At 40.3% G+C, this 26,301-nt stretch carries 23 protein-coding genes and 1 tRNA gene; 21 read left to right on the top strand and 3 right to left on the bottom strand.

Annotated features, from left to right (window positions below; translation table 11 throughout):
* The first annotated feature begins 128 nt into the window (after positions 1–128).
* The 4 genes from thrS to qseC all read left to right on the top strand — a co-directional run bounded on the left by thrS (position 129) and on the right by qseC (position 4,710).
* On the top strand, positions 129–2,060 hold the full coding sequence (thrS, locus tag BKL49_RS04025) for a threonine--tRNA ligase (RefSeq protein WP_077423339.1): 1,932 nt from the start codon (positions 129–131) through the stop codon (positions 2,058–2,060).
* Positions 2,061–2,258: 198 nt separating this feature from the next.
* Entirely contained in the window at positions 2,259–2,630 is a 372-nt protein-coding gene (locus BKL49_RS04020; protein WP_077423338.1) for a YgiW/YdeI family stress tolerance OB fold protein, read from the top strand.
* A 69-nt stretch (positions 2,631–2,699) separates the two neighbouring features.
* Entirely contained in the window at positions 2,700–3,368 is a 669-nt protein-coding gene (locus BKL49_RS04015; RefSeq protein ID WP_077423337.1) for a response regulator, read from the top strand.
* A complete protein-coding gene (qseC, locus tag BKL49_RS04010; protein ID WP_077423336.1) occupies positions 3,358–4,710 on the top strand; it encodes a quorum sensing histidine kinase QseC in 1,353 nt (450 codons plus the stop codon). The genes BKL49_RS04015 and qseC overlap by 11 nt, the downstream gene beginning before the upstream one ends.
* 38 nt (positions 4,711–4,748) lie before the next feature.
* Here qseC and BKL49_RS04005 read toward each other — a convergent pair whose 3' ends face one another.
* On the bottom strand, positions 4,749–5,312 hold the full coding sequence (locus BKL49_RS04005) for a YceB family lipoprotein (RefSeq protein WP_077423335.1): 564 nt from the start codon (positions 5,310–5,312) through the stop codon (positions 4,749–4,751).
* 89 nt (positions 5,313–5,401) lie between these two features.
* On the opposite strand from BKL49_RS04005, the gene BKL49_RS04000 reads away from it, so the two are divergent.
* The 12 genes from BKL49_RS04000 to BKL49_RS03945 all read left to right on the top strand — a co-directional run bounded on the left by BKL49_RS04000 (position 5,402) and on the right by BKL49_RS03945 (position 17,220).
* Positions 5,402–6,130, top strand: coding sequence for a BUD32 family EKC/KEOPS complex subunit (locus tag BKL49_RS04000; RefSeq protein ID WP_077423334.1), 729 nt, complete (start codon positions 5,402–5,404; stop codon positions 6,128–6,130).
* Between the two features lie 9 nt (positions 6,131–6,139).
* Positions 6,140–6,277 carry a hypothetical protein gene (locus BKL49_RS12420; RefSeq protein ID WP_077423333.1) on the top strand — a complete coding sequence of 46 codons (138 nt, stop codon included), beginning with the start codon at positions 6,140–6,142 and terminating at the stop codon, positions 6,275–6,277.
* A gap of 96 nt (positions 6,278–6,373) precedes the next feature.
* Positions 6,374–6,450: transfer RNA gene (locus BKL49_RS03990), tRNA-Met, on the top strand.
* 182 nt (positions 6,451–6,632) lie between these two features.
* Positions 6,633–7,088, top strand: coding sequence for a ribosome maturation factor RimP (gene rimP, locus BKL49_RS03985; RefSeq protein WP_077423332.1), 456 nt, complete (start codon positions 6,633–6,635; stop codon positions 7,086–7,088).
* Between the two features lie 11 nt (positions 7,089–7,099).
* Positions 7,100–8,587 carry a transcription termination factor NusA gene (nusA, locus tag BKL49_RS03980; protein WP_077423331.1) on the top strand — a complete coding sequence of 496 codons (1,488 nt, stop codon included), beginning with the start codon at positions 7,100–7,102 and terminating at the stop codon, positions 8,585–8,587.
* A 12-nt stretch (positions 8,588–8,599) separates the two neighbouring features.
* Positions 8,600–11,110: a translation initiation factor IF-2 gene (gene infB, locus BKL49_RS03975; protein ID WP_077423330.1), complete on the top strand. Its 2,511-nt coding sequence runs from the start codon at positions 8,600–8,602 to the stop codon at positions 11,108–11,110.
* Between the two features lie 260 nt (positions 11,111–11,370).
* Positions 11,371–12,852 (top strand): nicotinate phosphoribosyltransferase, encoded by a 1,482-nt coding sequence (locus BKL49_RS03970; protein ID WP_077423329.1) that lies wholly within the window; start codon positions 11,371–11,373, stop codon positions 12,850–12,852.
* Between the two features lie 286 nt (positions 12,853–13,138).
* Positions 13,139–13,525 carry a 30S ribosome-binding factor RbfA gene (gene rbfA / locus BKL49_RS03965; RefSeq protein WP_077423328.1) on the top strand — a complete coding sequence of 129 codons (387 nt, stop codon included), beginning with the start codon at positions 13,139–13,141 and terminating at the stop codon, positions 13,523–13,525.
* Positions 13,525–14,445: a tRNA pseudouridine(55) synthase TruB gene (truB, locus tag BKL49_RS03960; protein WP_143530802.1), complete on the top strand. Its 921-nt coding sequence runs from the start codon at positions 13,525–13,527 to the stop codon at positions 14,443–14,445. Before rbfA ends, truB begins: the two co-directional genes overlap by 1 nt.
* 88 nt (positions 14,446–14,533) lie before the next feature.
* A complete protein-coding gene (gene tyrA, locus BKL49_RS03955) occupies positions 14,534–15,658 on the top strand; it encodes a bifunctional chorismate mutase/prephenate dehydrogenase (RefSeq protein ID WP_077423327.1) in 1,125 nt (374 codons plus the stop codon).
* A gap of 439 nt (positions 15,659–16,097) precedes the next feature.
* Entirely contained in the window at positions 16,098–16,574 is a 477-nt protein-coding gene (locus BKL49_RS03950) for a S24 family peptidase (protein ID WP_244151948.1), read from the top strand.
* Positions 16,575–16,836: 262 nt separating this feature from the next.
* Positions 16,837–17,220, top strand: a complete 384-nt coding sequence (locus tag BKL49_RS03945; protein ID WP_425271867.1) for a transposase — start codon at positions 16,837–16,839, stop codon at positions 17,218–17,220.
* Positions 17,221–17,574: 354 nt separating this feature from the next.
* Here BKL49_RS03945 and can read toward each other — a convergent pair whose 3' ends face one another.
* Positions 17,575–18,261, bottom strand: a complete 687-nt coding sequence (gene can / locus BKL49_RS03940) for a carbonate dehydratase (RefSeq protein ID WP_077423325.1) — start codon at positions 18,259–18,261, stop codon at positions 17,575–17,577.
* Positions 18,262–18,362: 101 nt separating this feature from the next.
* Positions 18,363–19,766 carry an asparagine--tRNA ligase gene (asnS, locus tag BKL49_RS03935; protein ID WP_077423324.1) on the bottom strand — a complete coding sequence of 468 codons (1,404 nt, stop codon included), beginning with the start codon at positions 19,764–19,766 and terminating at the stop codon, positions 18,363–18,365.
* Positions 19,767–19,901: 135 nt separating this feature from the next.
* On the opposite strand from asnS, the gene sohB reads away from it, so the two are divergent.
* The 5 genes from sohB (at position 19,902) to BKL49_RS03910 (ending at position 26,248) form a co-directional block, all read left to right on the top strand.
* Positions 19,902–20,960 carry a protease SohB gene (gene sohB, locus BKL49_RS03930; protein ID WP_077423323.1) on the top strand — a complete coding sequence of 353 codons (1,059 nt, stop codon included), beginning with the start codon at positions 19,902–19,904 and terminating at the stop codon, positions 20,958–20,960.
* A gap of 208 nt (positions 20,961–21,168) precedes the next feature.
* The gene (locus tag BKL49_RS03925) at positions 21,169–22,026 is read left to right on the top strand and encodes an OmpA family protein (RefSeq protein ID WP_077423322.1); all 858 of its coding nucleotides are present in this window, start codon (positions 21,169–21,171) and stop codon (positions 22,024–22,026) included.
* Positions 22,027–22,524: 498 nt separating this feature from the next.
* A complete protein-coding gene (gene pheS, locus BKL49_RS03920; RefSeq protein ID WP_077423321.1) occupies positions 22,525–23,514 on the top strand; it encodes a phenylalanine--tRNA ligase subunit alpha in 990 nt (329 codons plus the stop codon).
* A 42-nt stretch (positions 23,515–23,556) separates the two neighbouring features.
* On the top strand, positions 23,557–25,944 hold the full coding sequence (gene pheT / locus BKL49_RS03915; RefSeq protein WP_077423320.1) for a phenylalanine--tRNA ligase subunit beta: 2,388 nt from the start codon (positions 23,557–23,559) through the stop codon (positions 25,942–25,944).
* Positions 25,945–25,948: 4 nt separating this feature from the next.
* On the top strand, positions 25,949–26,248 hold the full coding sequence (locus tag BKL49_RS03910; RefSeq protein ID WP_077423319.1) for an integration host factor subunit alpha: 300 nt from the start codon (positions 25,949–25,951) through the stop codon (positions 26,246–26,248).
* Positions 26,249–26,301: the final 53 nt, after the last annotated feature.

Here is a 26,301-nt window from a genome sequence, read left to right as displayed (position 1 = left end):
GATAGAATCCGCGACCGCACTTTTCTTATTCAATGGTGGGAATAAAGCTAAGTGCGGTTATTTTTTATAGAATTTTTTAAACTAACACGTCACCTTTCGTATGGGTGACCACTGTATAAGGAAACATTATGCCAGTTATTACTTTACCTGACGGTTCTCAACGTCAATTTGATAAGCCTGTTTCGGTGCTTGAAGTTGCACAAGATATTGGGGCGGGTCTTGCTAAGGCGACGATTGCAGGCCGTGTAAACGGTGAACGCCGTGATGCGTGCGATATTATTGATGAAGACGCAAGCCTTGAAATTATTACAGCGAAAGATGAAGACGGTTTAGAGATTATTCGCCATTCTTGTGCGCATTTACTTGGTCACGCGATCAAGCAATTATTTCCTGACGTAAAAATGGCAATTGGTCCGACTATTGAAAACGGTTTTTACTATGACGTGGATTTAGATCGATCTTTAACGCAAGAAGATTTAGATGCAATCGAAAAACGTATGTTGGAATTGGCAAAAACCAACTATGACGTGGTGAAAAAACGAGTGAGTTGGCAAGAAGCACGCGATACTTTTGAAAAACGTGGTGAGCCATACAAAATGGCAATTTTAGATGAAAATATTGAACGCACTGCAACACCTGCGTTATATCATCACGAAGAATATATTGATATGTGTCGTGGCCCACACGTGCCAAATATGCGTTTTTGTCATCATTTTAAACTGCAAAAAGTAGCCGGAGCTTATTGGCGTGGCGATAGCAAAAATAAAATGTTACAACGTATCTACGGTACGGCTTGGGCAGATAAAAAACAATTAGCGGAATATTTAGCCCGTTTAGAAGAAGCGGCAAAACGTGACCATCGCAAAATTGGTAAAGCGTTAGATCTCTATCATATGCAGGAAGAAGCACCGGGAATGGTTTTTTGGCACAATGATGGCTGGACTATTTTCCGTGAATTAGAAACTTTTGTGCGTACAAAATTAAAACAATATGATTACCAAGAAGTAAAAGGTCCATTTATGATGGATCGCGTATTGTGGGAAAAAACAGGGCATTGGCAAAACTATGGTGATTTAATGTTCACCACTCAATCTGAAAACCGTGAATATGCCATCAAACCGATGAACTGTCCGGGACACGTTCAAATTTTTAACCAAGGCTTGAAGTCATATCGTGATTTGCCAATTCGTATGGCTGAATTTGGTTCTTGTCACCGTAACGAACCATCCGGTTCATTGCATGGTTTAATGCGTGTGCGTGGTTTTACTCAAGATGATGCACATATTTTCTGTACCGAAGATCAAATCGAAAGCGAAGTAACCAGCTGTATAAAAATGGTTTACGACATTTATAGCACCTTCGGTTTTACAGATATTTATGTAAAACTTTCCACCCGTCCTGAAAACCGTATTGGTTCGGATGAAATGTGGGATCGTGCCGAAGCCGGTTTGGCTGCCGCATTGGCTCATAATGGTCTTGAATATGAAGTGCAGGAAGGTGAAGGCGCATTTTATGGGCCGAAAATTGAGTTTGCATTGCGTGATAGTTTAGGTCGTGAATGGCAATGTGGTACAGTGCAGTTAGACTTTGCTTTACCGGGACGTTTGGATGCAACTTACGTAGCGGAAGATAATGGTCGTAAAACGCCGGTAATGATCCACCGTGCGATTTTGGGTTCAATCGAGCGTTTCATCGGTATTATTACTGAAGAATATGCCGGCTTCTTCCCGGCGTGGTTAGCACCAACACAAGCCGTGGTAATGAATATCACCGATAGTCAAGCAGACTATGTGCAACAGGTAGTGAAAACCTTATCTGATGCAGGCTTACGCGTAAAAGCCGATCTTCGTAATGAGAAAGTGGGTTTCAAAATTCGTGAACACACTCTACGCCGTGTGCCATATATGTTGGTATGTGGTGACAAAGAAATTGCCGAAGGCAAAGTGGCGGTTCGTACCCGCAAGGGGGCGGATTTAGGCTCTTTCAGCGTAGAAGAATTTGCAGAAATTCTGAAAAAACAAGTAAGAAACCGTGAATTAAAATTATTAAACGAAGAATAGAAACTTACTTAAAATTAACCGCACTTTGTGGGATGTATGGCGTAAAAGGCTAGATAAAATCTAGCCTTTTTCTCAAATTTTAAGAAAATTTAGTTTTTCTTAACTTTTCCTTAAGATTTATATTGTTTAATACCTCCCGACAAAGCAATGGTGCTTTGGAAATACTTAAACCTAACTATCATTTAAGAGGAAAACTTTATGAAAAAATTAACATTAGCCGCACTTTTAGCTATCGCAACATCAACTGCATTTGCCGGTTTTAACGGTAATGGTAATACGGCACAAGGTGGCTTTCAGCAAGGCACAGCACAAGTTATTAGTGTGAAGCAGGCACTTTCTGCAAAAGATAATAGCATTGTGACTTTAGTGGGTAACATTACTCAACAAATGGATGATGATGAATATCTTTTCACTGATGGTACGGCACGTATTAAAGTTGAAATTAAAAATCGTGTGTGGAACGGCTTAAATGTTGGGCCGCAAGATAAAATTCGTATCAGCGGTAAACTTGATAACGAAGCCTTTGAAAAAGCGGAAGTTGAAGTATTCAGTGTAGAAAAAGCAAATTAATAAATGCTTGAATAATAAAAATGGTGAGTGTTTTGCTCACCATTTTGTTTTGAAAGTGCGGTTAAATTTATGCGAATTTTATTAATTGAAGATGATATGTTAATCGGCAACGGTTTGCAGATTGGATTGTCCAAATCCGGTTTTGTGGTGGATTGGTTTACAGACGGCAAAACCGGTTTCAATGCGTTAGATTCCGCCCCTTATGATGCAGTGGTGTTAGATCTCACTTTGCCTCAAATGGATGGGCTGAATATTTTACAACAATGGCGAACGAATAATCAGACCGTTCCGGTACTGATTTTAACCGCACGGGATACCTTAGACGAGCGGGTAAAAGGATTGCAAAGTGGTGCGGATGATTATTTATGTAAGCCTTTTGCATTGGCAGAAGTGGTCGCACGTTTGCAAGCCTTAATTAGACGTAGTCACGGTCATTCCTCTGCGATAATTGAACATTTAGGCGTGCAGCTCGATCCGAATCAACGTGTTGTTAAACTTAATGCCGAAATCATTTCCCTCACAACGCGGGAATATAAATTGTTGGAGCTTTTTATGCTCAATAAAACACGGGTGCTTTCCCGTTCAACCATTGAAGAAAAACTCTCAACTTGGGAGGAAGAAATCAGCACTACTGCGTTAGATGTTCATATTTATAATTTACGTAAAAAACTGGGAAAACATTTTATCCGCACCGTTCACGGAGTGGGGTATGCACTAGGGCAGCGTGATGAACAATAAAAGCCTAAAATTCCGCTTAATGAGCGGATTATTTTTGACCGCACTTGTCGTTTGGTTAATTGCCACGATTGCGGCGTGGTTAGAAGTGCGTAAAGAAGCAAATGATGTTTTTGATGCGCAGCAAATTTTATTTGCCGAACGTTTGGCAACATCTGATTTAAGAAATATTTTATTAGACAATACTGAATTTAATCGTGGTGGATTCCGACCATTAAAACGCCGTTATGACGATGATGCCCTTGCATTTGCGATTTTTTCAAGCCAAGGAAAACGACTTTTAACGGATGGTGGAAATGGAGATAATTTTCGCTTTGATGATAAAGTGGGTTTTAGTTCCGGCTATATGGAAAATGATAATGATGAGTGGCGAATTTACTGGCTGCCTGTCGCAGAGGGTGAACTCCGCATTGCGGTGGGGCAAGAGGTCGAATTTAGAGAAGAATTGGTGAATGAAATGGTGTTTGGGCAAACGGTGATTTGGTTTGCCAGTTTACCGATTTTGATTGCGGTTATCTTTTTCTTAATCCACAAAACCTTAAAGCCGGTTAATCATTTAAGCCGTGAAGTTTTACAGCGTAAACCGAACGATTTTTCTTTGTTGGATACCTCGAACGTACCGACAGAAATTTTGCCATTGGTGAAAAATTTAAATCAATTTTTTGACCGCACTTCCACGATGTTGGAAAGAGAACGCCGCTTTACCTCCGATGCCGCTCACGAATTACGCAGCCCTTTGGCGGCATTGCGTATTCAAACGGAAGTGGCACAGCTTGCCGGTGATGATAAAACAATGCGTGATCAAGCACTTTCGCATTTGACTCAAGGGATCGATCGTGCAAGTCAGCTTATCGAACAACTTTTAACCTTATCCCGATTAGATAATTTAAACGCACTGAGTGATTTGCAGCCGATAAAATGGGATGACATCATTTCTTCTTTAATTGGTGAACTTTATTTTAATGCGCAAAAACGCCATATTGAGTTGCAGTTTGAGACAAAAGGTGTCCCACAAAATCAGATCGGGCAACCTATCTTGATTTCTCAAATGTTGCGAAACTTAATTGATAACGGCATAAAATATTGTAACGAAGGGGCAACCATAAAAATTAGCTTATCCAACCATTCGGTTATGGTTGAAGATAATGGTGGCGGCGTGGCGAAAGAATCCTTAACGCAGTTAGGGCAACGTTTTTATCGTCCTGCCGGACAAAATGAAAAAGGAAGTGGCTTGGGATTATCTATCGTGTTTAGAATTGCAGAGTTGCACCATTATAAAGTGCGGTTAGAAAATGTGATGGATTCCAATAGGAAGGTAGGCTTTAGAGCGACTATCTTGCTATAACAAAAAGGCGTATTTTAGATACGCCTTCTTTTTGAAAATTACAATATGCCGGCTTCAAGTTCTAAAACACCGGGTTCAATTTTAATGCCTTTGGCAAATTTTTTGATTAAAACATCCCGAACATTACTGTCATCAAGGGTATAAACGGGGATTGAAGAAAGTAGGGCTGAAATGCTTTGGCTTAAAAATGGCATTGCAATTTGCAATTGTTCCATATATTCATTCGGCTCACCCGACCAGCGTAAAATACGTAAATCACGCAGATAAACCGCCCCTTTTTCCGCATCATAGTAAGGAATGGTATCAAAAGTGAGATCTAAGTTTGCCGAAAATTGCTTGCCGCCCAGTTTAAATACCCCTTCCGCAATACCATTAATTTCGACCCGCTTTTCGCTTGTTCGCCCAATCTTTGTATTGAGATCTTTAAGTTGATAGTCCAACGAAAACAATCCCGGAAAACTCAATTTGTCTTGAACCGTTCCTTTTTCGCTGAGGTATTGATTAATTTGATTTTCACTAATGGTAAAAGGGGAGGCTTGTGCCGTAGCAAAAACAGAAAAGCCGAATAAGAGCGTAAAAAATGAGGTTGTTATTTTTTTCATAAAATCCTTGTCAGTTGAAAGATGAAAATAATCCTATAGAATATGTGGCTTTTTATGAGATCTATACCACAAAAAAGGATTGATGTGATATGTCGACAAATTCTAACATAAATACTGAATTTTACGCGTATGTTGATCGTATTTTAGAACAACAAAAAGGAAAACGGATTTATAAATTTAGTTATGAAGGAAAAGATTATTGGCTTAAACAACCGGAAAAACTCTCGGGTATTTGGCTGCTTTTAAAGCCAAACCCTAAAAAAGCCTTTACCAATGAATTGAAAGTGCTTTTGGATTTAGCCAAACAGAATGCACCGATTCCGAATATTGTGTATCACGGTAATGATTTCTTTGTGTTGGAAGATGCGGGTAGAAGTCTTTCCCAATGGGTTGATGATAAAAATTGTTCCGAAGGGAAAAAACTATCTATTTTGACAGATGCCGCACAAGCATTGATCGCATTACATCACAGTGGCTGGGTTCACGGTCGTCCTGCGGCAAGAGATATTATTTGGAACGAAGGAAAGGTGGTTTTTCTTGACTTTGAATCGCGTTCTAAAAGTCAAAATAAGGATTGGTTAATTGCCCGTGATATGCTATTTTTCTTCGACAGTTTGTGCCGTGAAGATACGGTTTCCGATGAATTAATTAAAGCAACGGCAAATTATTATCAAGCACACTGTTGCCCACAAAGTCAAAAAGCGATGATGAGTTATCTTACCCGTTTTCGTTGGCTTTATTATATGTTGTTACCTTTCAAACCGGTGGCGAAAAAAGATTTGATTGGGATTTATCGTTTATTTGAATTATTAAGTTAAAAGGAAATTATGAAAAAAATTCTCTTGGTTTTGGCAATGGCTGTCTCATTGGGTGCTTGTTCTTCCATCAGCGGCGGAATTGGTGCCGGTGGTGGTAGTAATGGTGTAGGCGTTGGTTTAGGCATTGGAACCGGATTTGGTTTTTAGCCTAAAGTGCGGTCAAAAATTGCGGTGTTTTTTTAATTTTGAAGAAAACGCTTGATCTTTTGATTTAGCACACTATAATACGCGCCATATTTCGGACGCGGGGTGGAGCAGCTTGGTAGCTCGTCGGGCTCATAACCCGAAGGCCGTCGGTTCAAATCCGGCCCCCGCAACCAATCACAAGTTCAGTAAAAAGAACCCCAAAATTGGGGTTTTTTTGTACGGGAAATTTAGAAAACTGGGCTTAGGTTCAATGAACCTAACCCTTTTTTTATGTCTAAAATTCAATGTTTGGCGGGCTCTATCCGCCGGATAAACTCAAGGTGGCCGCCCACCTAAACAAAAATGGGAGCATAAATTGGCGACATTAGAGCAAAAATTACAAGAGATGTTACAAGGTGCAGTGGAAGACTTAGGCTGTGAACTTTGGGGCATTGAGTGCCAGCGTACAGGTCGTTTTATGACCGTGCGTTTGTTTATTGATAAAGAAGGGGGCGTGACTGTTGATGACTGTGCCGATGTCAGTCGTCAGGTTAGTGCCATTTTAGATGTGGAAGATCCGATTGCCGATAAATATAACCTTGAGGTGTCATCACCGGGATTAGATCGCCCACTGTTTACGCTTGCACAATTTGAACGTTATATCGGTCAGGATATTGTCATTCATTTGCGAATTCCGATGATGGATCGCCGTAAATGGCAGGGTAAATTGGAACGTATTGAAAATGATATGTTGACATTAAATGTTGACGGTCAACAACAGGCTTTTGTATTTGGTAACATTCAAAAATCGAATGTTGTCGCAAAATTTTAAAGGAGAAGAAAATGAGTAAAGAACTTTTACTGGCTGCGGAAGCAGTATCCAATGAAAAATTATTACCTCGTGAAAAAATTTTTGAAGCATTAGAAAGTGCAATCGCCCTTTCCACCAAGAAAAAATTTGAATATGAAACGGATATTCGTGTTTCGATTGATCCGAAAAACGGTGAATTTGATACTTTCCGCCGCTGGCTGGTGGTGGATGAAGTAAAAGTGCCAACGAAAGAAATCACATTAGAAGCGGCACAATTTGAAGATCCAAGTATTCAACTTGGTGATTATGTAGAAGATCAAATTGAATCCATTGCGTTTGACCGCATTGCAATGCAAACCGCACGCCAAGTGATTAGCACCAAAATTCGTGAAGCCGAACGTGCCAAAGTGGTGGAACAGTTCCGTTCCGAAGAAGGGAAAATTGTGACCGGCACAGTGAAAAAGGTGAGCCGTGACAGCATTATTTTAGACTTGGGCAATAAAGCCGAAGCGATCATTGTCCGTGAAGATATGCTCCCGCGTGAGAATTTCCGTCCGGGCGACCGCGTACGTGGCGTGCTTTACAAAGTGAACCCTGAAAGCAAAACCGCACAACTATTTATCACCCGTGCAAAACCTGAAATGCTGATTGAATTATTCCGCATTGAAGTGCCGGAAATCGGTGAAGAAATGATTGAAATTCGTGGTGCAGCACGTGATCCGGGTTCACGTGCGAAAATTGCCGTGAAATCTAACGATAAACGTATCGATCCGGTGGGTGCTTGCGTGGGAATGCGTGGTGCGCGTGTTCAAGCCATTACCAATGAACTTGGCGGTGAACGTGTGGATATCGTACTTTGGGATGATAATCCGGCACAATTTGTGATTAATGCAATGGCACCGGCAGATGTGAGTTCTATCATCGTAGATGAAGATAATCATTCAATGGATATTGCGGTTGAAGCAGCGAATTTGGCTCAAGCGATTGGTCGTAACGGTCAAAATGTTCGTTTGGCAACCCAATTAACCGGTTGGTCATTGAATGTGATGACAACGGAAGAGCTTAACGCGAAACATCAAGAAGAAGACAACAAAGTCTTGAATTTATTTATCAATGCATTGGAAATTGATGAAGAATTTGCCCAAATTTTAGTGGAAGAAGGCTTTACCGGCTTGGAAGAAATTGCTTATGTGCCGGTGAGCGAATTAACGGCAATTGACGGATTAGAAGACGAAGATTTAGTCGAAGAACTTCAAACCCGTGCGAAAAATGCGATCACCGCTGCTGCAGTAGCAGAAGAAGAAGCCTTGAAAAAAGCGAATATTGAAGATCGTTTATTGAATTTGGAAGGAATGAATCGCCACGTTGCATTCAAATTGGCGGAAAAACAAATTACCACCCTTGAAGAGCTTGCAGAACAAGGTGTTGATGATTTAGCAGATATTGAAGAATTAACGGCAGAACAAGCCGCCGATTTAATTATGGCTGCACGTAATATCTGTTGGTTCAGTGAAGAATAAGGAGAATTAATAATGACTGATGAAGTAAAAAAAGCGGATGCGGAAGCACCGAAAAAATTAAGTATTCAACGCCGAACAAAAACAACAGTTAATGCCACCACAACGGCAGGTAAAAGCAAAACCGTTCAAGTGGAAGTGCGTAAAAAACGTACGGTAAAAACCGATGCGGCACAAAAAGCAGAAGAAGCGGCAAAATTAAAAGCCCAACAAGAAGCCGAAGCAAAATTAGCCGCAGAAAAGAAAGCGGCTGAAGAAAAGGCACGTGCAGAGGCGGCAAAAGTCGCTGCTGAAAAAGCGGCAGCAGAAAAAGCCAAAGCCGAAGCCAAACCTGCACAAAGTGCGGTCGATTCTAAGCCTAAAACGGTTGATCCTGAAAAAGAAAAACGCAAAGCGGAAGAAGCAGAACTTCGCCGTAAAGCGGATGAATTAGCCCGTCAAAAAGCGGAAGAACAAGCCCGTAAGGCGGCAGAAGAAGCAAAACGCTATGCCGAAGCCGATAACGTAAGCAATGAATCTTCCGAAGATTACACGGATTATAATTTAAGCTCAAAATATGCCCTTGAAGCGGAAGATGAAGAAAATCGCCGTAACGAAAATCGTGGTCGCGGTAAAAATAAAGTCGCCAAAGCGAAAAAAGGACGTGATGATGAAAACAGCAAAAACGGCAGAAATGAACGTGAATCTAACCGTAAGAAATTAAACAAAGGCAAAAACGGTAAGAAAGGCGGCGCATTACAACAAGCCTTTACCAAACCGGTTCAAGCGGTGAAAGCAGATGTTGTTATCGGAGAAACCATTACCGTTGCAGAGCTTGCCAATAAAATGGCGATCAAAGCCACAGAAATCATCAAAATGATGATGAAAATGGGTGAAATGGTAACAATTAACCAAGTGATCGACCAAGAAACCGCACAATTAGTGGCGGAAGAATTCGGTCATAAAGTGATCCTTCGTAACGAAAACGAGCTTGAAGAAGCCGTATTAGGCGATCGTGATGTGAATGCGGAAAAAGTAACTCGCGCACCGGTGGTAACCATTATGGGACACGTTGACCACGGTAAAACATCTTTACTTGATTACATTCGTAAAGCGAAAGTGGCAGCCGGCGAGGCGGGGGGGATTACCCAACACATTGGTGCATACCACGTAGAAATGGATGACGGCAAAATGATCACTTTCCTCGATACCCCAGGACACGCCGCCTTTACTTCTATGCGTGCGCGTGGTGCGAAGGCAACGGATATTGTGGTGCTTGTGGTTGCGGCGGATGACGGTGTGATGCCACAAACCATTGAAGCGATTCAACACGCCAAAGCGGCGGGTGCGCCTTTAGTGGTGGCGGTGAACAAAATTGATAAGCCTGAAGCCAATCCTGATCGTGTAGAACAAGAATTACTGCAATATGAAGTGATTTCAGAAAAATTTGGTGGTGATGTACAATTCGTTCCGGTTTCAGCGAAAAAAGGGCTGGGGATTGACGAATTATTAGATGCCATCCTACTTCAATCGGAAGTGCTTGAATTAACGGCTGTGAAAGACGGTATGGCAAGCGGAGTGGTGATTGAATCCTACCTCGATAAAGGCCGTGGCCCGGTTGCCACTGTTTTGGTTCAATCCGGTACTTTGCACAAAGGTGATATTGTTCTTTGTGGTTTTGAATACGGTCGCGTTCGTGCAATGCGTGATGAAAACGGCAAAGAAATTGAAGAAGCCGGCCCTTCCATTCCGGTGGAGGTGTTAGGGCTTTCCGGTGTGCCTGCTGCGGGTGATGAAGCAACCGTGGTTCGTGATGAGAAAAAAGCTCGTGAAGTGGCGTTATATCGTCAAGGTAAATTCCGTGAAGTGAAACTCGCCCGCCAGCAAAAAGCGAAACTTGAGAATATGTTTAGCAATATGGCGGAAGGCGATGTGGCAGAATTGAACGTGATTGTGAAAGCAGACGTTCAAGGCTCGGTGGAAGCGATTGTTCAAGCATTAAATGAACTTTCAACCGATGAAGTTAAAGTGAAAGTGGTGGGTTCAGGTGTAGGTGGAATCACCGAAACCGATGCGACCTTAGCGGCAGCGTCCAACGCTATCATTGTGGGCTTTAACGTTCGTGCCGATGCGTCTGCACGCCGTGTGATTGAGGCGGAAAATATTGATTTACGTTACTACTCAATCATCTATGAATTGCTGAATGAAATCAAAGCGGCAATGAGCGGTATGCTTGAGCCTGAATTCAAACAAGAAATCATTGGCTTGGCTGAAGTGCGTGATGTGTTCCGTCATCCAAAATTCGGTGCGATTGCAGGTTGTATGGTGACGGAAGGGATTGTTAAACGTAACAACCCAATCCGTGTATTACGTGACAACGTGGTTATTTTTGAAGGCGAACTTGAATCTTTACGCCGTTTCAAAGATGACGTTTCCGAAGTACGTAGCAATATGGAATGTGGTATTGGCGTGAAAAACTACAACGATGTAAAAGTCGGCGATCAGATTGAGGTATTTGAAGTAGTAGAGGTTAAACGTTCAATTTAATTATTAAGTCGTAATCTGTTGAAATGTTAGAAGTTGCGGTGAGATTCTCCGGCTATTTTAGAAAATGCGGAGAAATCTGACCGCACTTTATTTAGATCACTAAAATAACATTTATTACAAGACAAATATTCTGATAAATGTTGAACGCGGTTATATCCTGTGATAAGAGATAACCGATTTAATATTAATTTTAAACATTGTCCGGCTTGCATTTGGTATTAACAACAAATCTAACTTAGACCTTAATAAGGTAATAAATTATGGATAACTTATTAAATAATTATAGTCGTACCAGCGCTATACCATCATTATTATGTGATTTTTATAAAACCTCTCATCGAATAATGTATCCTAAAGGTTCACAAATTCTTTATAGTACATTTACGCCTCGTAGCAATAAACAGGCACCTTATTTAACAAGAGTTGTATCCTTTGGTTTCCAAGCATTTATTACTAAATATTTAATTCATTATTTTAACGACAACTTTTTTTCTCGGAATAAGGATGAAATTGTTTCTGAATATTCAGCCTTCATCAAAAAAACTTTGCAGCTAGATGATGCAGGTGAACATATTAAGCAGTTACACGAGCTTGGTTATTTACCCCTCCGAATTAAAGCTATTCCTGAAGGAAAAACCGTTGCAATTAAAGTTCCCATGATGACTATTGAGAATACCCATCCCGATTTCTTTTGGCTGACAAATTATTTAGAAACACTCATTAATGTATCCCTTTGGCAGTCAATGACTTCGGCTTCTATAGCTTTTGCTTATCGGACTGTATTGGTTAAGTTTGCGAAGGAAACCTGTGATAACCAAGATCATGTTCCATTTCAATCTCACGATTTTTCAATGCGTGGTATGAGTTCTTTGGAATCGGCGGAAACTTCCGGAGCCGGTCATTTAACTTCTTTTTTAGGTACGGATACGATTCCTGCGATCTCTTTCATTGAAGCCTATTACGGTTCAAACGGTTTAATTGGTACCTCAATACCGGCTTCAGAACACTCAGTGATGAGCTCACATGGTGTTAATGAATTACCGACATTTCGTTATTTAATGGCAAAATTTCCGAATAATATGTTGTCAATTGTATCGGATACAACAGATTTTTGGCATAACGTTACGATTAACTTACCTTTATTAAAGTCGGAAATTATGGCAAGAGCGGAAAATGCCCGCTTAGTTATTCGTCCCGATAGCGGTGATTTTTTTGCGATTATTTGTGGCGATCCTACGGCAGATACCGATCATGAACGTAAAGGTCTGATTGAGTGTTTATGGGATATTTTTGGCGGCACGGTTAATCAAAAAGGTTATAAAATTCTCGATCCCCATATCGGTGCTATTTATGGTGATGGTGTGACTTATGAAAAAATGGCTAAGATTTTAGAGGGGCTGAAAGCGAAGGGCTTTGCTTCCAGTAATATTGTATTTGGTGTCGGCGCGCAAACCTACCAGCGTAATACACGTGATACTTTGGGGTTTGCCATTAAAGCAACATCTATCACGATTAACGGTAAAGAAAAAGCGATTTTTAAAAACCCGAAAACCGACAATGGCTTAAAGAAATCTCAAAAAGGCCGTGTTAAAGTCCTTTCTTATGATACATATCTTGACGGTTTAACCTCAGAAGATGATTTCAGTGACGATTTATTAGAAATACTATTTGAAGACGGCAAACTATTACGCCGAACTGATTTTGATCAAATTAGACAAAATTTACTTGCCGCTTCCGGTTAGAAAGATTATCTCTATAGGATCACGAAAATAATTTTATTGCAGCTTAAAGATAAAAGAGCGGTCGGATTTTATCATGTTTTATAAGCTGAGCGCTTTTTAATCCTAGCTGTAAAAATAGCATTGTCTCACCACTGCAAAAATACTTAGCTCAATACAAGCTATCGCCGTTTATTGAGATAAACAATCTCAAAAATTCCGCCAAAACCAACCGCTCTTTTCGCTATTAGGGGATAAACTTTGCTATAATCCCTCGTTTTAAAAAGCATTTTGAAAATAGGAAAAGAAAATGGCTCGAGAATTTAAACGTAGCGACCGTGTCGCACAGGAAATTCAAAAAGAAATTGCGGTGATTTTGCAACGTGAAGTGAAAGATCCCCGCATTGGAATGGTGACAGTATCCGATGTTGAAGTGTCCCGAGATTTGGCTTATGCCAAAATTTTCGTCACCTTCCTTTTTGATCACGATGAAACGGCGATTGCACAAGGAATGAAAGGATTGGAAAAAGCCGCCCCTTATATTCGCACCTTGCTTGGCAAAGCGATGCGCTTACGCATTGTGCCGGAAATTCGCTTTATTTACGATCAATCCTTGGTTGAGGGAATGAGAATGTCAAATTTGGTGACAAATGTAGTGCGCGAAGATGAACGTAAGCATGTTGAGGAGAGCGAATAATGTCAAGACCGCGTAAACGTGGGCGTGATATTGACGGCGTGTTTTTGTTGGACAAACCGCAAGGTATGTCTTCCAACGATATTATGCAAAAAGTAAAGCGAATATTCCAAGCCAATAAGGCAGGGCATACCGGCGCTCTCGATCCGCTCGCCACGGGAATGTTGCCAATTTGTTTAGGGGAAGCCACAAAGTTTTCCCAATTTTTGTTGGAGGCGGATAAACGTTATTTGGTGACGGCAAAATTAGGCGAACGAACCGATACATCCGATGCGGAAGGACAGATAGTGGAAACCCGTGAGGTAAATGTGGAAATTTCACAAATTTTGACCGCACTTGAGCAATTTCGTGGTGATATTTTGCAGGTTCCCACAATGTTTTCCGCGTTAAAACACAAGGGGAAGCCCCTTTATAAATATGCCAGACAAGGTATTACGGTAGAACGTGAAGCCCGCCCCATCACTCTCTTTGAATTGACATTTATTGAATACCACGCCCCTTATTTGACGTTGGAAGTGCATTGTTCAAAAGGCACTTATATCCGCACCTTGGTGGACGATTTGGGGGAAGTTTTGGGCTGTGGCGCGCACGTTACAATGCTACGCCGAACCGCCGTTTCTGATTATCCTAGCGAAAAAATGATGACGTGGGACGAACTGCAAATTCTTGCCGAACAGCAAGATTTGGCACAACTTGATCATTATTTATTACCTGTGGATACGGCAGTCAGCAAATTACCGGCACTATATCTTAATGCTGAGCAGAGTAGAGCCGTTGGCTTTGGGCAGCGGGTAAAATTTAGCAATGAACAACAATTAGCCGGTCAAGTGCGGTTGTTTTCCGACAAGAATTTATTTTTGGGTGTTGCGTTGATTGACGGTCACCTTATTCGCCCTCAACGTTTAATCACACAATCGGCATAAATTCATTTGCCTTTCCATTAAAATTCCAGTAATCTCGCCTGTAATTTATTCATTACAATAAATGTAAACAAAAAGTTACAGGTGGATTATGGAAGCTCTTAAAGATTTACGTACCGATATTGATTCGCTTGATCGCGAACTCATCCAACTTTTCGCCAAACGTCTCGAACTGGTTTCTCAAGTAGGAAAAGTCAAACACCAACACGGTTTGCCGATTTATGCCCCTGAGCGTGAAGTGGCAATGCTACAAGCCCGCCGATTAGAAGCTGAAAAGGCAGGGATTTCTCCCGATCTTATTGAAGATGTGTTGCGCCGCTTTATGCGTGAATCTTATGCCAACGAAAATCAATTTGGTTTTAAAACGGTAAATCCGGCAATTAACAAAATTGTGATTGTGGGGGGGAACGGTAAATTAGGCGGCTTATTTGCCCGTTATTTACGTGCCTCCGGTTATCCTATTTCCGTGTTAGATCGTGATGATTGGGTAGTCGCCGATCGGATTCTTGCCAATGCCAATGTGGTGATTGTTTCTGTTCCTATTGCAAATACATTAGAAACCATTGAACGTTTACAACCTTATTTAACGGAAAATATGCTACTTGCTGATTTAACCTCCGTAAAACGTGAACCGCTTGCCAAAATGTTAGCGGTGCATAAAGGCGCGGTGTTGGGATTACACCCAATGTTTGGCCCAGATATTGGCAGTATGGCAAAACAGGTTGTGGTACGTTGTGACGGGCGTTTTCCCGAACGTTATGAATGGTTGGTGGAACAAATTCAAATTTGGGGAGCGAAAATCTATGAAACCGATGCCGCCGAACACGATCACAATATGACTTATGTGCAAGCATTACGCCATTTTTCCACATTTGCCAACGGTTTACATCTTTCCAAACAGCCAATTAACCTTGCCAATTTGTTGGCATTATCCTCGCCAATTTATCGTTTGGAACTGGCAATGATTGGGCGTTTATTCGCACAAGATGCGGAGCTTTATGCGGATATTATTTTTGATAAATCGGAAAATTTAGACGTCATTGAAAGCCTAAAACAAACCTATGATGAGGCATTGAAGCTCTTTGAAAATGGTGATCGTCAAGGATTTATTGACACATTCCATCAAGTGCGGGAATGGTTTGGTGAGTATTCCGAACAATTCTTAAAAGAAAGCCGTCAATTATTACAACAGGCACACGATTTGAAGCAGGGATAGACGAAAAGCGCGGCTAAATTTAACCGTAATGCAGATCAGTTAATCCTCTTGACTATCGAAACCAACCTATTGAAATATAAAAGTTTATACAAATCAAATGTAAATATTTAATTTTTTGAAAATATTTTAACTTTAACGTTTATGTTTTAAGAAAAATAAACGCTTGTATTTAATATTTACATAGGGTTAGAAACTTGATGAAAGGTAAAAGATGAGCAAGCCTAACATTTACGATAGTGAGTTCTCTGAGAGAATGATGAAAATTGCTGAATTAAAGTTTAATGATAATTTAAGTTTGTTTGCCAGAGCGGTAGGTGTTGTTCAGCCGTCATTAGCTTAATGGGTAAAAGGAGACGCAGATCCAACTAGAACAAATTTAATTAAAATAGCAGAAGCAGGCGGGGTAAGCCTTGACTGGTTAGCCCTTGGCGTTGGTGATATGGAAGGAAAGGTAACACCAACAACGCACCAAAATTCAAACTTTATCGCTAGCAATGATGAAACCTTTGTTGAAATTGAAGACTGCCGGGAAGTGCGCTTATCAGCGGGTACAGGTGCGTTCAATAGCGATTATGAAGAAATCAACACAACCAAAATAGAGCGAGCATGGTTACAGTCACGCCGCTTAAAAGCCAAAGACTGCGCTATATTCTTAGTAAGTGGTGAAAGCATGTACCCAACATTAAAAGACGGCGAAGAAATCATTGTAGACCGCTCAAAACGCGAATTAATCGAAGGGAAAATACTCGTATTAAATCACAACGGAGCAATGTTAGTGAAAAAAGTGCAGTTCACTTATAACGGCGTAGAGCTTATCAGCGACAATCCATCATATCGCCCATTAAAACTGGATGCTGAAGAAGCCAATAGCCTAATCATCATTGGACAAGTGGTGCGTGGCTATCGTAATTTTTAGCTATTACAGTGATTTAAAACTAATAAAAAAGGCTGGATAACCCAGCCTGCCATTCACAATTTAAAGCCCCTTAAAACACATTTTAAAAACTGTTTAAAAATCTCCGCCAAAACTGCACACAAGCTCTCAAAACAACTTTTCACCGTTCTTCACACTATATAACCTTCAACAAACTCAGCTCCTTCCTTGATGATGAATTACTCTCTTAAGCAGGACATATCGCAGACAAAGGCTTTATCCTCAAGTAAAAGTAGTTTGTCATATGGATTTAATGAACCATCAGCTCATTAACTCTATCGAACGAGTGAAATGCGGCTTGCAAAGGATTCTCGACAGTGTGCAAGAAAACAGTTTAACCTTATTTGATAAAGGCTTTTATTTCCTTGATTTGCTTTATCAATGGCAAACATCCTCAACACAAAGCCATTGGCTTATTCCCTTACGAAAAGGGGTAAAATGCGATGTCTTACGTGAATTAGGACTAGAAAAAACAGAAAAGGGTAAGCATTTTCAATATATTACTTCTCTTCTTAATAATACAACTTATCCGGCGAACGAAGTTGTTTCAGTTTATCGACATCGCCAGGAAATTGAATTGGGTTACCGAGAAGTTAAGCAATACCTATTGGACAAGCTTATGCATTAAGAAGTAAAAGCCGGGGGAGGGTCGAGTAAAAGATTTCCGGCGTATAATCTCATCCGAAAGGCAATGACTGAGGCGGCAAAGTGCAAAGGAATCCTCCCCCCCAAATAGTCTCAGCTTTACCGAGTGTAGTGCTTCTGTTATCGCTTACTTCATCGGCGTATCATTATTAAGCCCGGGAAATTCACCTAAGGCGTACCAATCACTTTTAGATGAGTTGGGGCATTGTGAACTTTCTAATAAGAAAAAGTGAAACTATCTGGGAGTCGTGAGAGAAAAAACGCTTAAATATCATATAAAAAGAGCCGGTCAATGGGTTAACTGACTGGCATTACGGTCAAATTTAACCGCACTTTTTTAATCATTGCTGTGTTCTTTCTTCAAAATATCTTCTTCATCCAGCGTTAATAGTCGGGCAATGGCATTGCGATAAGAAATTTCTAAGGTTTCTCGGCTGGTTGCCATAACACCTTGATCTACAAGAAAACCATCATTGACATCATACACCCAGCCGTGCAGCGAGAGTTTTTGTCCGCGCGCCCAAGCGGTTTTTACAATGGAAGATCGCCCAAGGTTGTAAACCTGTTCGGCAACGTTGATTTTTGTGAGCATATCAGCCCGTTTTTCCGGTGTGAGCTTGCCAAGTAAATGGCCGTGTTTAAACCAAATATCCCGAATATGAAGCAGCCAGTTATTGATTAATCCTAAGTCTTGATCTGCCATCGCCGCTTTTATTCCACCGCAGTTTGTATGGCCACAAATAATAATATGCTCAATATTGAGTACATCAACGGCATATTGTACCACCGACAGGCAGTTAAGATCGGTATGAATCACTTGGTTTGCCACATTACGGTGAACGAATAATTCACCGGGTTCTAAGTTTGTCAGCTTTTCTGCCGGCACACGGCTATCAGAACAGCCAATCCAAAGATAGTGAGGCGTTTGGTGATCGGCAAGTTCTTTGAAATAGGTTGAATTTTCCTCTTTCATTCGTTGCGCCCAGCTTAAATTATTTGCAAAAAGTTGCTCAATTTTTTTCATATTACTTTCCTTAAAATCTGCAAAAAATTTGACCGCACTTTAATGTGCGGTCACAAAATATTGCCTTTCTAACAGGTGATAAATAATAGGTTATTTATCCATTAGAAGTTTGCGTTTCTTGGTGCGCGTGGGAACGGGATAACATCACGAATATTTTGCACACCGGTTACATAAACGATTAAACGTTCAAAACCCAGACCAAAACCGGAATGTGGCACTGTGCCGTATTTGCGAAGATCGCGATACCACCAGTAATCTTCCGGATTTAAGCCCATTTCTTCCATTCGTTTATCTAATACTTCTAAGCGTTCTTCACGTTGTGAACCGCCGATAATTTCACCAATTCCCGGTGCTAAAACATCCATTGCGGCAACGGTTTTACCATCATCATTTAAACGCATATAGAAGGCTTTGATGTCTTTCGGGTAGTTTTTCACTACCACCGGTGATTTGAAGTATTCTTCCGTTAAATAGCGTTCGTGTTCGGAAGAAAGATCAATGCCCCAAGAAACCGGGAATTCAAATTTTTTGCCGGATTTTAATAACACTTCAATGGCATCGGTGTAATCAATTTGAGCAAAGTCAGAATTCACAAAGTTTTCCAAACGGGTAATAACCTCTTTATCAACGTGTTTTTCAAAGAATTTTAAGTCATCTTTGCGTTCTGTTAAAACCGCACGGAAAACATATTTCAGCATATCTTCTGCAAGTTTTGCATTGTCTGCTAATGTTGCAAAGGCGACTTCTGGTTCAACCATCCAGAATTCAGCCAAGTGGCGGGTTGTATTTGAGTTTTCGGCACGGAAAGTCGGCCCGAAGGTATAAATTTTGCTCAATGCACAAGCATAGGTTTCACCATTTAACTGACCGGATACGGTTAAGAAAGATTCTTTACCAAAAAAATCTTGGCTAAAATCGACCGCACCTTTGTCGTCACGCGGAAGATTTTCAAGATCTAAGGTAGATACACGAAACATTTCGCCCGCACCTTCGGTATCCGAGGCGGTGATAAGCGGTGTTGCAACCCAATAAAAACCTTGTTCGTGAAAGAAACGATGAATAGCTTGTGCCAAACAATGGCGAACGCGGGCAACCGCGCCGATAATATTCGTACGAGGGCGCAAGTGGGCGACTTCACGGAGATATTCGATAGAATGACGTTTGGCTGCCATTGGGTAAGTATCCGGATCTTCTACAAACCCTGTCACTTCTACTTTTTCTGCTTGTAATTCAACGGCTTGACCTTCTGCCGGTGATTCAACAACTTTACCGGTGACGATAACAGAGCAACCTGTTGTGAGACGTAAGACTTCACTTTCATAGTTTGCAATATCATTATTAATAATGGCTTGAATAGGATCAAAGCAAGAACCGTCATACACGCTCAAAAATGATAAACCGGCTTTTGAGTCACGACGGGTACGAACCCACCCCCGTACCGTAACAGTTTCGCCAATGGCAACTTTTCCTTGCAATACATCAACAATAGATGCAATTTTAGACATATAAACCTCTGAATAAAAATAGGCATAAAAAACGTGGCTAGTTTACCTTAAATCGTGAAATTTTCCATAAGAAAGTTAGGACTTCTTGTCGGAGTTGGGTAGAATGTGTCGTCCATTAGCAAAGGAGAACATTTTATGTGGTCGGATATTTTAACCGGATACGGTATTTTCATTTTAGAAATTTTAACTTTATTTGTTGTGATTGGCGCTATTGTCGCTTTTATTCTTTCTGCACGCCAAAATAAAAATGGTGTAGCGGGCGAACTGGTGATTACGGATTTATCCGAACATTTTGAAGAAACGGTAAAACATTTACGTGATTTTCATCTTTCTGATGAAGAACTAAAACAGCAAGCAAAAGCTGAAAAGAAAGTGGAAAAACAAAAAGCCAAAACATTGAAAGCGAAACGAAAGAAAGGCGGGATAATGGAGGAAACAAAGCCTTGTCTTTATGTTTTAGATTTTAAAGGTGATATTTCGGCTTCACAAACGACCGCACTTCGAGAAGAAATTTCAGCAATTATTAATGTGGCTCAACCACAGGATGAAGTTTTATTGCGTTTGGAAAGTCCCGGCGGTGTGGTACATGGTTACGGATTGGCGGCTTCACAATTAATGCGCCTAAAACAAAAAGGCATTAAACTTGTCGTGGCGGTAGATAAAGTCGCGGCAAGCGGTGGTTATATGATGGCGTGTGTGGCGGATAAAATCATTGCCGCCCCTTTTGCGATTATTGGATCTATTGGGGTAGTGGCTCAAGTTCCTAACATTCACCGTTTATTGAAAAAAAATGATGTTGATGTAGAAGTTATGACTGCCGGTGAATTTAAGCGTACAGTGACCATACTGGGTGAAAATACCGAAAAAGGGAAGCAAAAATTCCAACAAGAACTTGATGAAACACATCAATTATTCAAGCAATTTGTCACTCAAAATCGACCGCACTTGGATGTTGATAAAATCGCAACGGGAGAGCATTGGTTTGGCACGCAAGCCCTAGATTTACAACTGGTTGATGGGATTTCAACCAGTGATGATCTTTTACTTGAAGCGATGAAGAGCAAATCGGTTATTGGTGTGACGTATAAAGTGAAGAAACCACTGCTGCAAAAATTAGGTCATCATGCGGAAGAAAGTATGGCTGGGCTGATTCAACGTTATATGAATAAAAATCCGCAAGATTTTATTCGTTAAAATGGCTTAAATTTACATTGCTTTACAAAAAATCACTGCAAATTTAAGGCATTAGATGAGTTTCATATTTACAAAATTTGCTTTTGCGATTAGTATAAGCGGCCCGAAGCTTTTATAGTTTTCCGGCTAAGAATTTGTAAAGTTTAGTTGTGTTCTTTCTTCATTTTAGGAATGACACTTTTCACAATTAAGAGTAAAAGGTAACAATATGAAATTATCCCGTATTTTATTATCCGCGGTGGCGGTTGCAACCGTTGCAGCCTGTGGTAACTTAAGTAAAGTTACTGACGAAGGTATGCCTGAATATAAGAATGTTGACGGCGTTGAAGTTCCACAACTTGTATGGCCAAAAATTGACAGTGCCGCTTTCAACCACGATGGTAGCCAATTTGGTTCTTGGCCAAACTGGGATAATGTACGTATGATTGAACGCGGTATGAATAAAGATCAATTATATAATTTGATCGGTCGTCCGCATTTCGCCGAAGGTTTATATGGTGTTGAAGAATGGGATTACGCATTCAACTACCGTGAAAACGGCGTACACAAAATTTGTCAATATAAAATTTTATTTGATAAAAATCACAATGCACAAAGTTTCTTCTGGTATCCAAACGGATGTAACGGTAACGCGGCATTTACTTTAAGCGGTGATTTCTTATTTGACTTCGACAAAGATGTATTAACACCACGCGGTAAAGAAGTGGTTGATAATGTTGCAGCGCAATTAAAATCATCCGGTGCTAAAGATGTTAAAGTAGCAGGTTATACCGACCGTTTAGGTTCCGATGCTTATAATATGAACCTTTCTCAACGTCGTGCAAACCGTGTTAAAGCACGCTTGATTGAAGATGGTGTTGCAGCTCAAATCACTGCAGTGGGTTACGGTAAATATCCACAAGTTAAAGCTTGTGAGGGTTACCGTCACGCAAGCCAAGAAGAAAAAGATTGTTTACGTCCTAACCGTCGTGTCGAAATCACTTCTTCAGGATCTGTCTTGAAATTACAAGATGGTGGTCAGATTAATGGTGGTACCCAAGGACCTGCACCACTTTATCAAAGATAATTTTTGATTGAAGAAAATAGCATAACGATTTGTTATGCTATTTTTTTGTTTTTTAACTGGGAATAGCTGCCTTATTCTTTAGTAAGCATTATCATAGGGAGCCAATAGATTGAATTTTATTGATTTTAATGAGTTGATAACAATAAACTTCTTTTTCTAGTAACGAAACTTACAGATAGCCTGAACCTTCCAAAAAATATAGTCTTTTATAGGGTTAACACCTTTCTATATAAGGCGTTAACCCTATTTTGATCAATCATTTTGTTTACCATACTAAATTAGTCCCAAGATTTTTGGTTATAAAAAACATATCAATAAAGTGCGGTCATTTTTACAAAAATTTTGGGACGGATAATATGCTCTTTTTGATTATTTTGTTGATAATTCATCTGTGATTTCTTCTACGATGAAATACAAATTAAAACGTGATTTTTTAGTGCGTTGGTATTATCATTAGGCTCATTTTGAGCTACGTAATAGAAATAATCAGAGGATACTATGCAACATCTGAAAGATCTTGTTGAAAAAGCAAAATCGGCGATTGAATCAATCGAAAATAAGAGTTTGGCGACACTGGATGAAATTCGTGTCGAATATTTTGGTAAAAAGGGGCATTTTACCCAATTAATGCAAGAACTTCGCAATGTTGCGGCAGAAGAACGTCCTGCAATGGGGGCGAAAATTAATGAAGCCAAACAGGCTGCGCTTGAATTTTTAAATGCTAAAAAGGCTGAGTGGGAAAAAGCTGAGCTGAATGCAAAATTAGAACAAGAGCGCGTGGATGTGACTTTACCGGGTAAAAAAACAGAAAAAGGCGGTTTGCATCCGGTTACTATGACGATTAATCGTGTTACGCAGTTTTTTTCGGAACTTGGTTTTTCTGTTGAAAATGGGCCTGAAATTGAAAGTGATTATTACAATTTTGATGCATTAAATATTCCAAAACATCACCCGGCTCGGGCAGATCACGATACCTTCTGGTTTAATCCTGAATTGTTACTTCGTACCCAAACTTCAGGGGTACAAATTCGCACAATGGAAAAAATGCAACCGCCAATTCGCATTATGGCACCGGGACGGGTTTATCGTAACGACTACGATCAAACACATACACCGATGTTTCACCAAATTGAGCTGCTTTATGTCGATAAAAAAGCCAATTTTACCGAGTTAAAAGGTTTGCTTCACGATTTCTTACGTGCTTTTTTTGAAGAAGATTTACAGGTACGTTTCCGTCCGTCTTATTTTCCATTCACCGAACCTTCCGCAGAAGTGGATGTAATGGGGAAAAATGGTAAATGGCTTGAAGTGTTAGGCTGTGGTATGGTTCACCCTAATGTATTGCGTAATGTGGGAATCGATCCAAATGAATATTCCGGTTTTGCGGTGGGAATGGGGGTTGAACGCTTGACAATGTTACGCTACAACGTCACAGATTTGCGTTCATTTTTTGAAAACGATCTCCGTTTCTTAAAACAATTCAAGTAATAACTTTCGGCTATTTCTAACAAATTTAAAGGATAAAGAATAATGAAATTTAGTGAACAATGGGTAAGAGAATGGGTTAATCCAACAATTTCCACGGCACAGTTATGTGATCAAATTACGATGCTTGGTTTAGAAGTCGATGGCGTGGAAGATGTTGCCGGTGATTTTACCGGCGTTGTTGTAGGGGAAGTGATTGAATGTGCGCAACATCCGGATGCGGATAAATTGCGTGTAACAAAAGTGAATGTTGGTGGCGATAAATTATTGGATATCGTCTGCGGTGCGCCGAATTGCCGCCAAGGTTTAAAAGTAGCTTGTGCCATTGAAGGTGCGGTATTACCGGGCAATTTTAAAATTAAAAAAACAAAACTTCGTGGTCAGCCTTCTGAAGGAATGCTTTGTTCTTTTTCTGAATTAGGGATTGATGTTGAAGCCGATGGGATCATTGAATTGCCGGCTGATGCGCCACTTGGTATGAATTTGCGTGATTATTTGGGGTTAAATGATCAGGCTATCGAAATTAGTTTGACGCCAAATAGAGCAGACTGTTTAAGTATTGCCGGTATTGCCCGTGAAATTGCTGTGGTCAATAAACTTTCGGTAAATCAACCGCACTTTAAAGCCGTACCGGCAACTATTTCCGATAAAGTGGAAATTGAACTAAATGCACCGGATGCTTGTCCACGTTATTTGTTACGCGTAATTAAAAATGTGAATGTAAAAGCCGCATCACCTATTTGGATGCAGGAAAAATTACGCCGTTGTGGGATTCGTTCAATTGATCCGATTGTTGATATTACAAACTATATTTTGCTTGAATTAGGGCAACCTATGCACGCTTTTGATATGGCAAAAGTGGCACAACCCATTCAAGTGCGTTTGGCAAAAGCGGGTGAAGAACTTGTTTTATTAGATGGCTCAACGGCAAAATTACAAGAAAATACTTTGCTAATTGCCGATCAAAATGGCCCACTGGCAATGGCAGGCATTTTTGGCGGACAGGCAAGCGGTGTAACAGGTGAAACAAAAGATGTCATTTTAGAATCGGCATTTTTTGCACCATTAGCGATTGCCGGTCGAGCAAGACAATATGGCTTGCACACTGATGCCTCACATCGTTTTGAGCGTGGTGTTGATTTTGAATTGGCACGTAATGCGATGGAACGTGCTACGGCATTATTACTTGAAATTTGTGGTGGTGAAGCCGGTGAAATTAACGAAGTTGTCAGTGAAGAATTTTTACCAAAAGTAAAACACATTCAACTTCGCCGCGAAAAATTAGATGCGTTACTTGGTCATCATATTGAAACAGAAACCGTCACAGATATTTTTAATCGTCTTGGTTTTGAGGTGAAATATGAAAATGATGTTTGGACGGTCACCTCAACAAGTTGGCGTTTTGATATTGAAATCGAAGAAGATTTAATTGAAGAAGTTGCACGTATTTATGGTTATAACAGCATTCCAAATAATGCACCGTTAGCCCACTTGCGTATGAGAGATCACAAAGAATCGGATTTAGATTTAGCACGCATTAAGACCGCACTTGTGGATGCGGATTATCAAGAAGCCATTACTTATAGTTTCGTTGATCCAAAAGTGCAAGGTTTATTACATCCTAATCAAGATGCCTTAGTGTTACCAAATCCGATTTCAGTGGAAATGTCGGCTATGCGGGTATCGTTGTTAAGCGGATTGCTTGGTGCGGTGTTGTATAACCAAAATCGTCAGCAAAATCGCGTTCGTCTATTTGAAACCGGCTTGCGTTTTATTCCGGATACCAAAGCAGAATTTGGCGTACGTCAAGAGTTTGTATTGAGTGCCGTAATAAGTGGAACGGTTAAAAATGAAAGTTGGAACGCTAAAACAGAATCTGTTGACTTTTTCGATTTAAAAGGTGATTTAGAAAGTTTGCTTTCTTTAACCGGTGTAGGCAGCCAAGTGCGTTTTGTGGCAAAAACCTTTGACGCGTTACATCCGGGACAATCTGCTGCCATTGAATTAAATGGTAAAGAAATTGGTTTTATTGGTACGCTTCATCCATTAATTTCTCAAAAACTGGGGTTAAATGGAAAAGTTGTGGTATTTGAAATTCTGTGGGAAGCGATTGCAAATCGTAATGTCATTCAAGCGAAAGAAATTTCAAAATTCCCGGCTAACCGCCGTGATTTAGCCTTAGTGGTTGCCGATGAAATTCCTGCAGGTGATATTCTTGAAGCTTGTAAAAAAGCAGGTGGAACAAAAATTACTCAAGTAAATTTATTTGATGTATATAAAGGCATTGGTGTACCTAGTGGTGCGAAAAGCCTTGCTATCAGCCTAACCATTCAGGACAATGAAAAAACTTTGGAAGATAAGGAAATCAATGAAGTCATTTCAGCTGTTTTAGATGAAGTTAAGCAGCGTTTTAATGCTGAATTAAGAGATTAAACTTATGACAACACTAACCAAAAGTGATATTACCGAATTTTTAATTGAAAAATATCGGTTACAAAAATCAGAAGCCAAAAATTTGGTGGATAATTTTTTTGAAGAAATCCGCTTATCCCTTGAGTCAGGCAGTGACGTAAAATTATCCGGATTTGGTAATTTTGAGTTACGCGATAAATCATCCCGACCGGGACGTAATCCTAAAACGGGGGAAAGCGTACCTGTTTCTGCCCGTCGGGTTGTTGTATTTAAACCGGGACAGAAACTGCGTGCACGTGTTGAAAAAGTCAAACCAAATCAATAATCAGAAATAAAATGCGGGATTATGTAGGAAATACGCAAAATAAAAGCACTATT

Origin of the sequence: Rodentibacter myodis (assembly GCF_001999305.1) — a bacterium.
GTDB classification, from domain to species: Bacteria; Pseudomonadota; Gammaproteobacteria; order Enterobacterales; family Pasteurellaceae; genus Rodentibacter; species Rodentibacter myodis.
The sequence above is the reverse complement of the archived record's forward strand: the minus strand, read 5'-3'. Positions and strand labels throughout refer to the sequence as shown.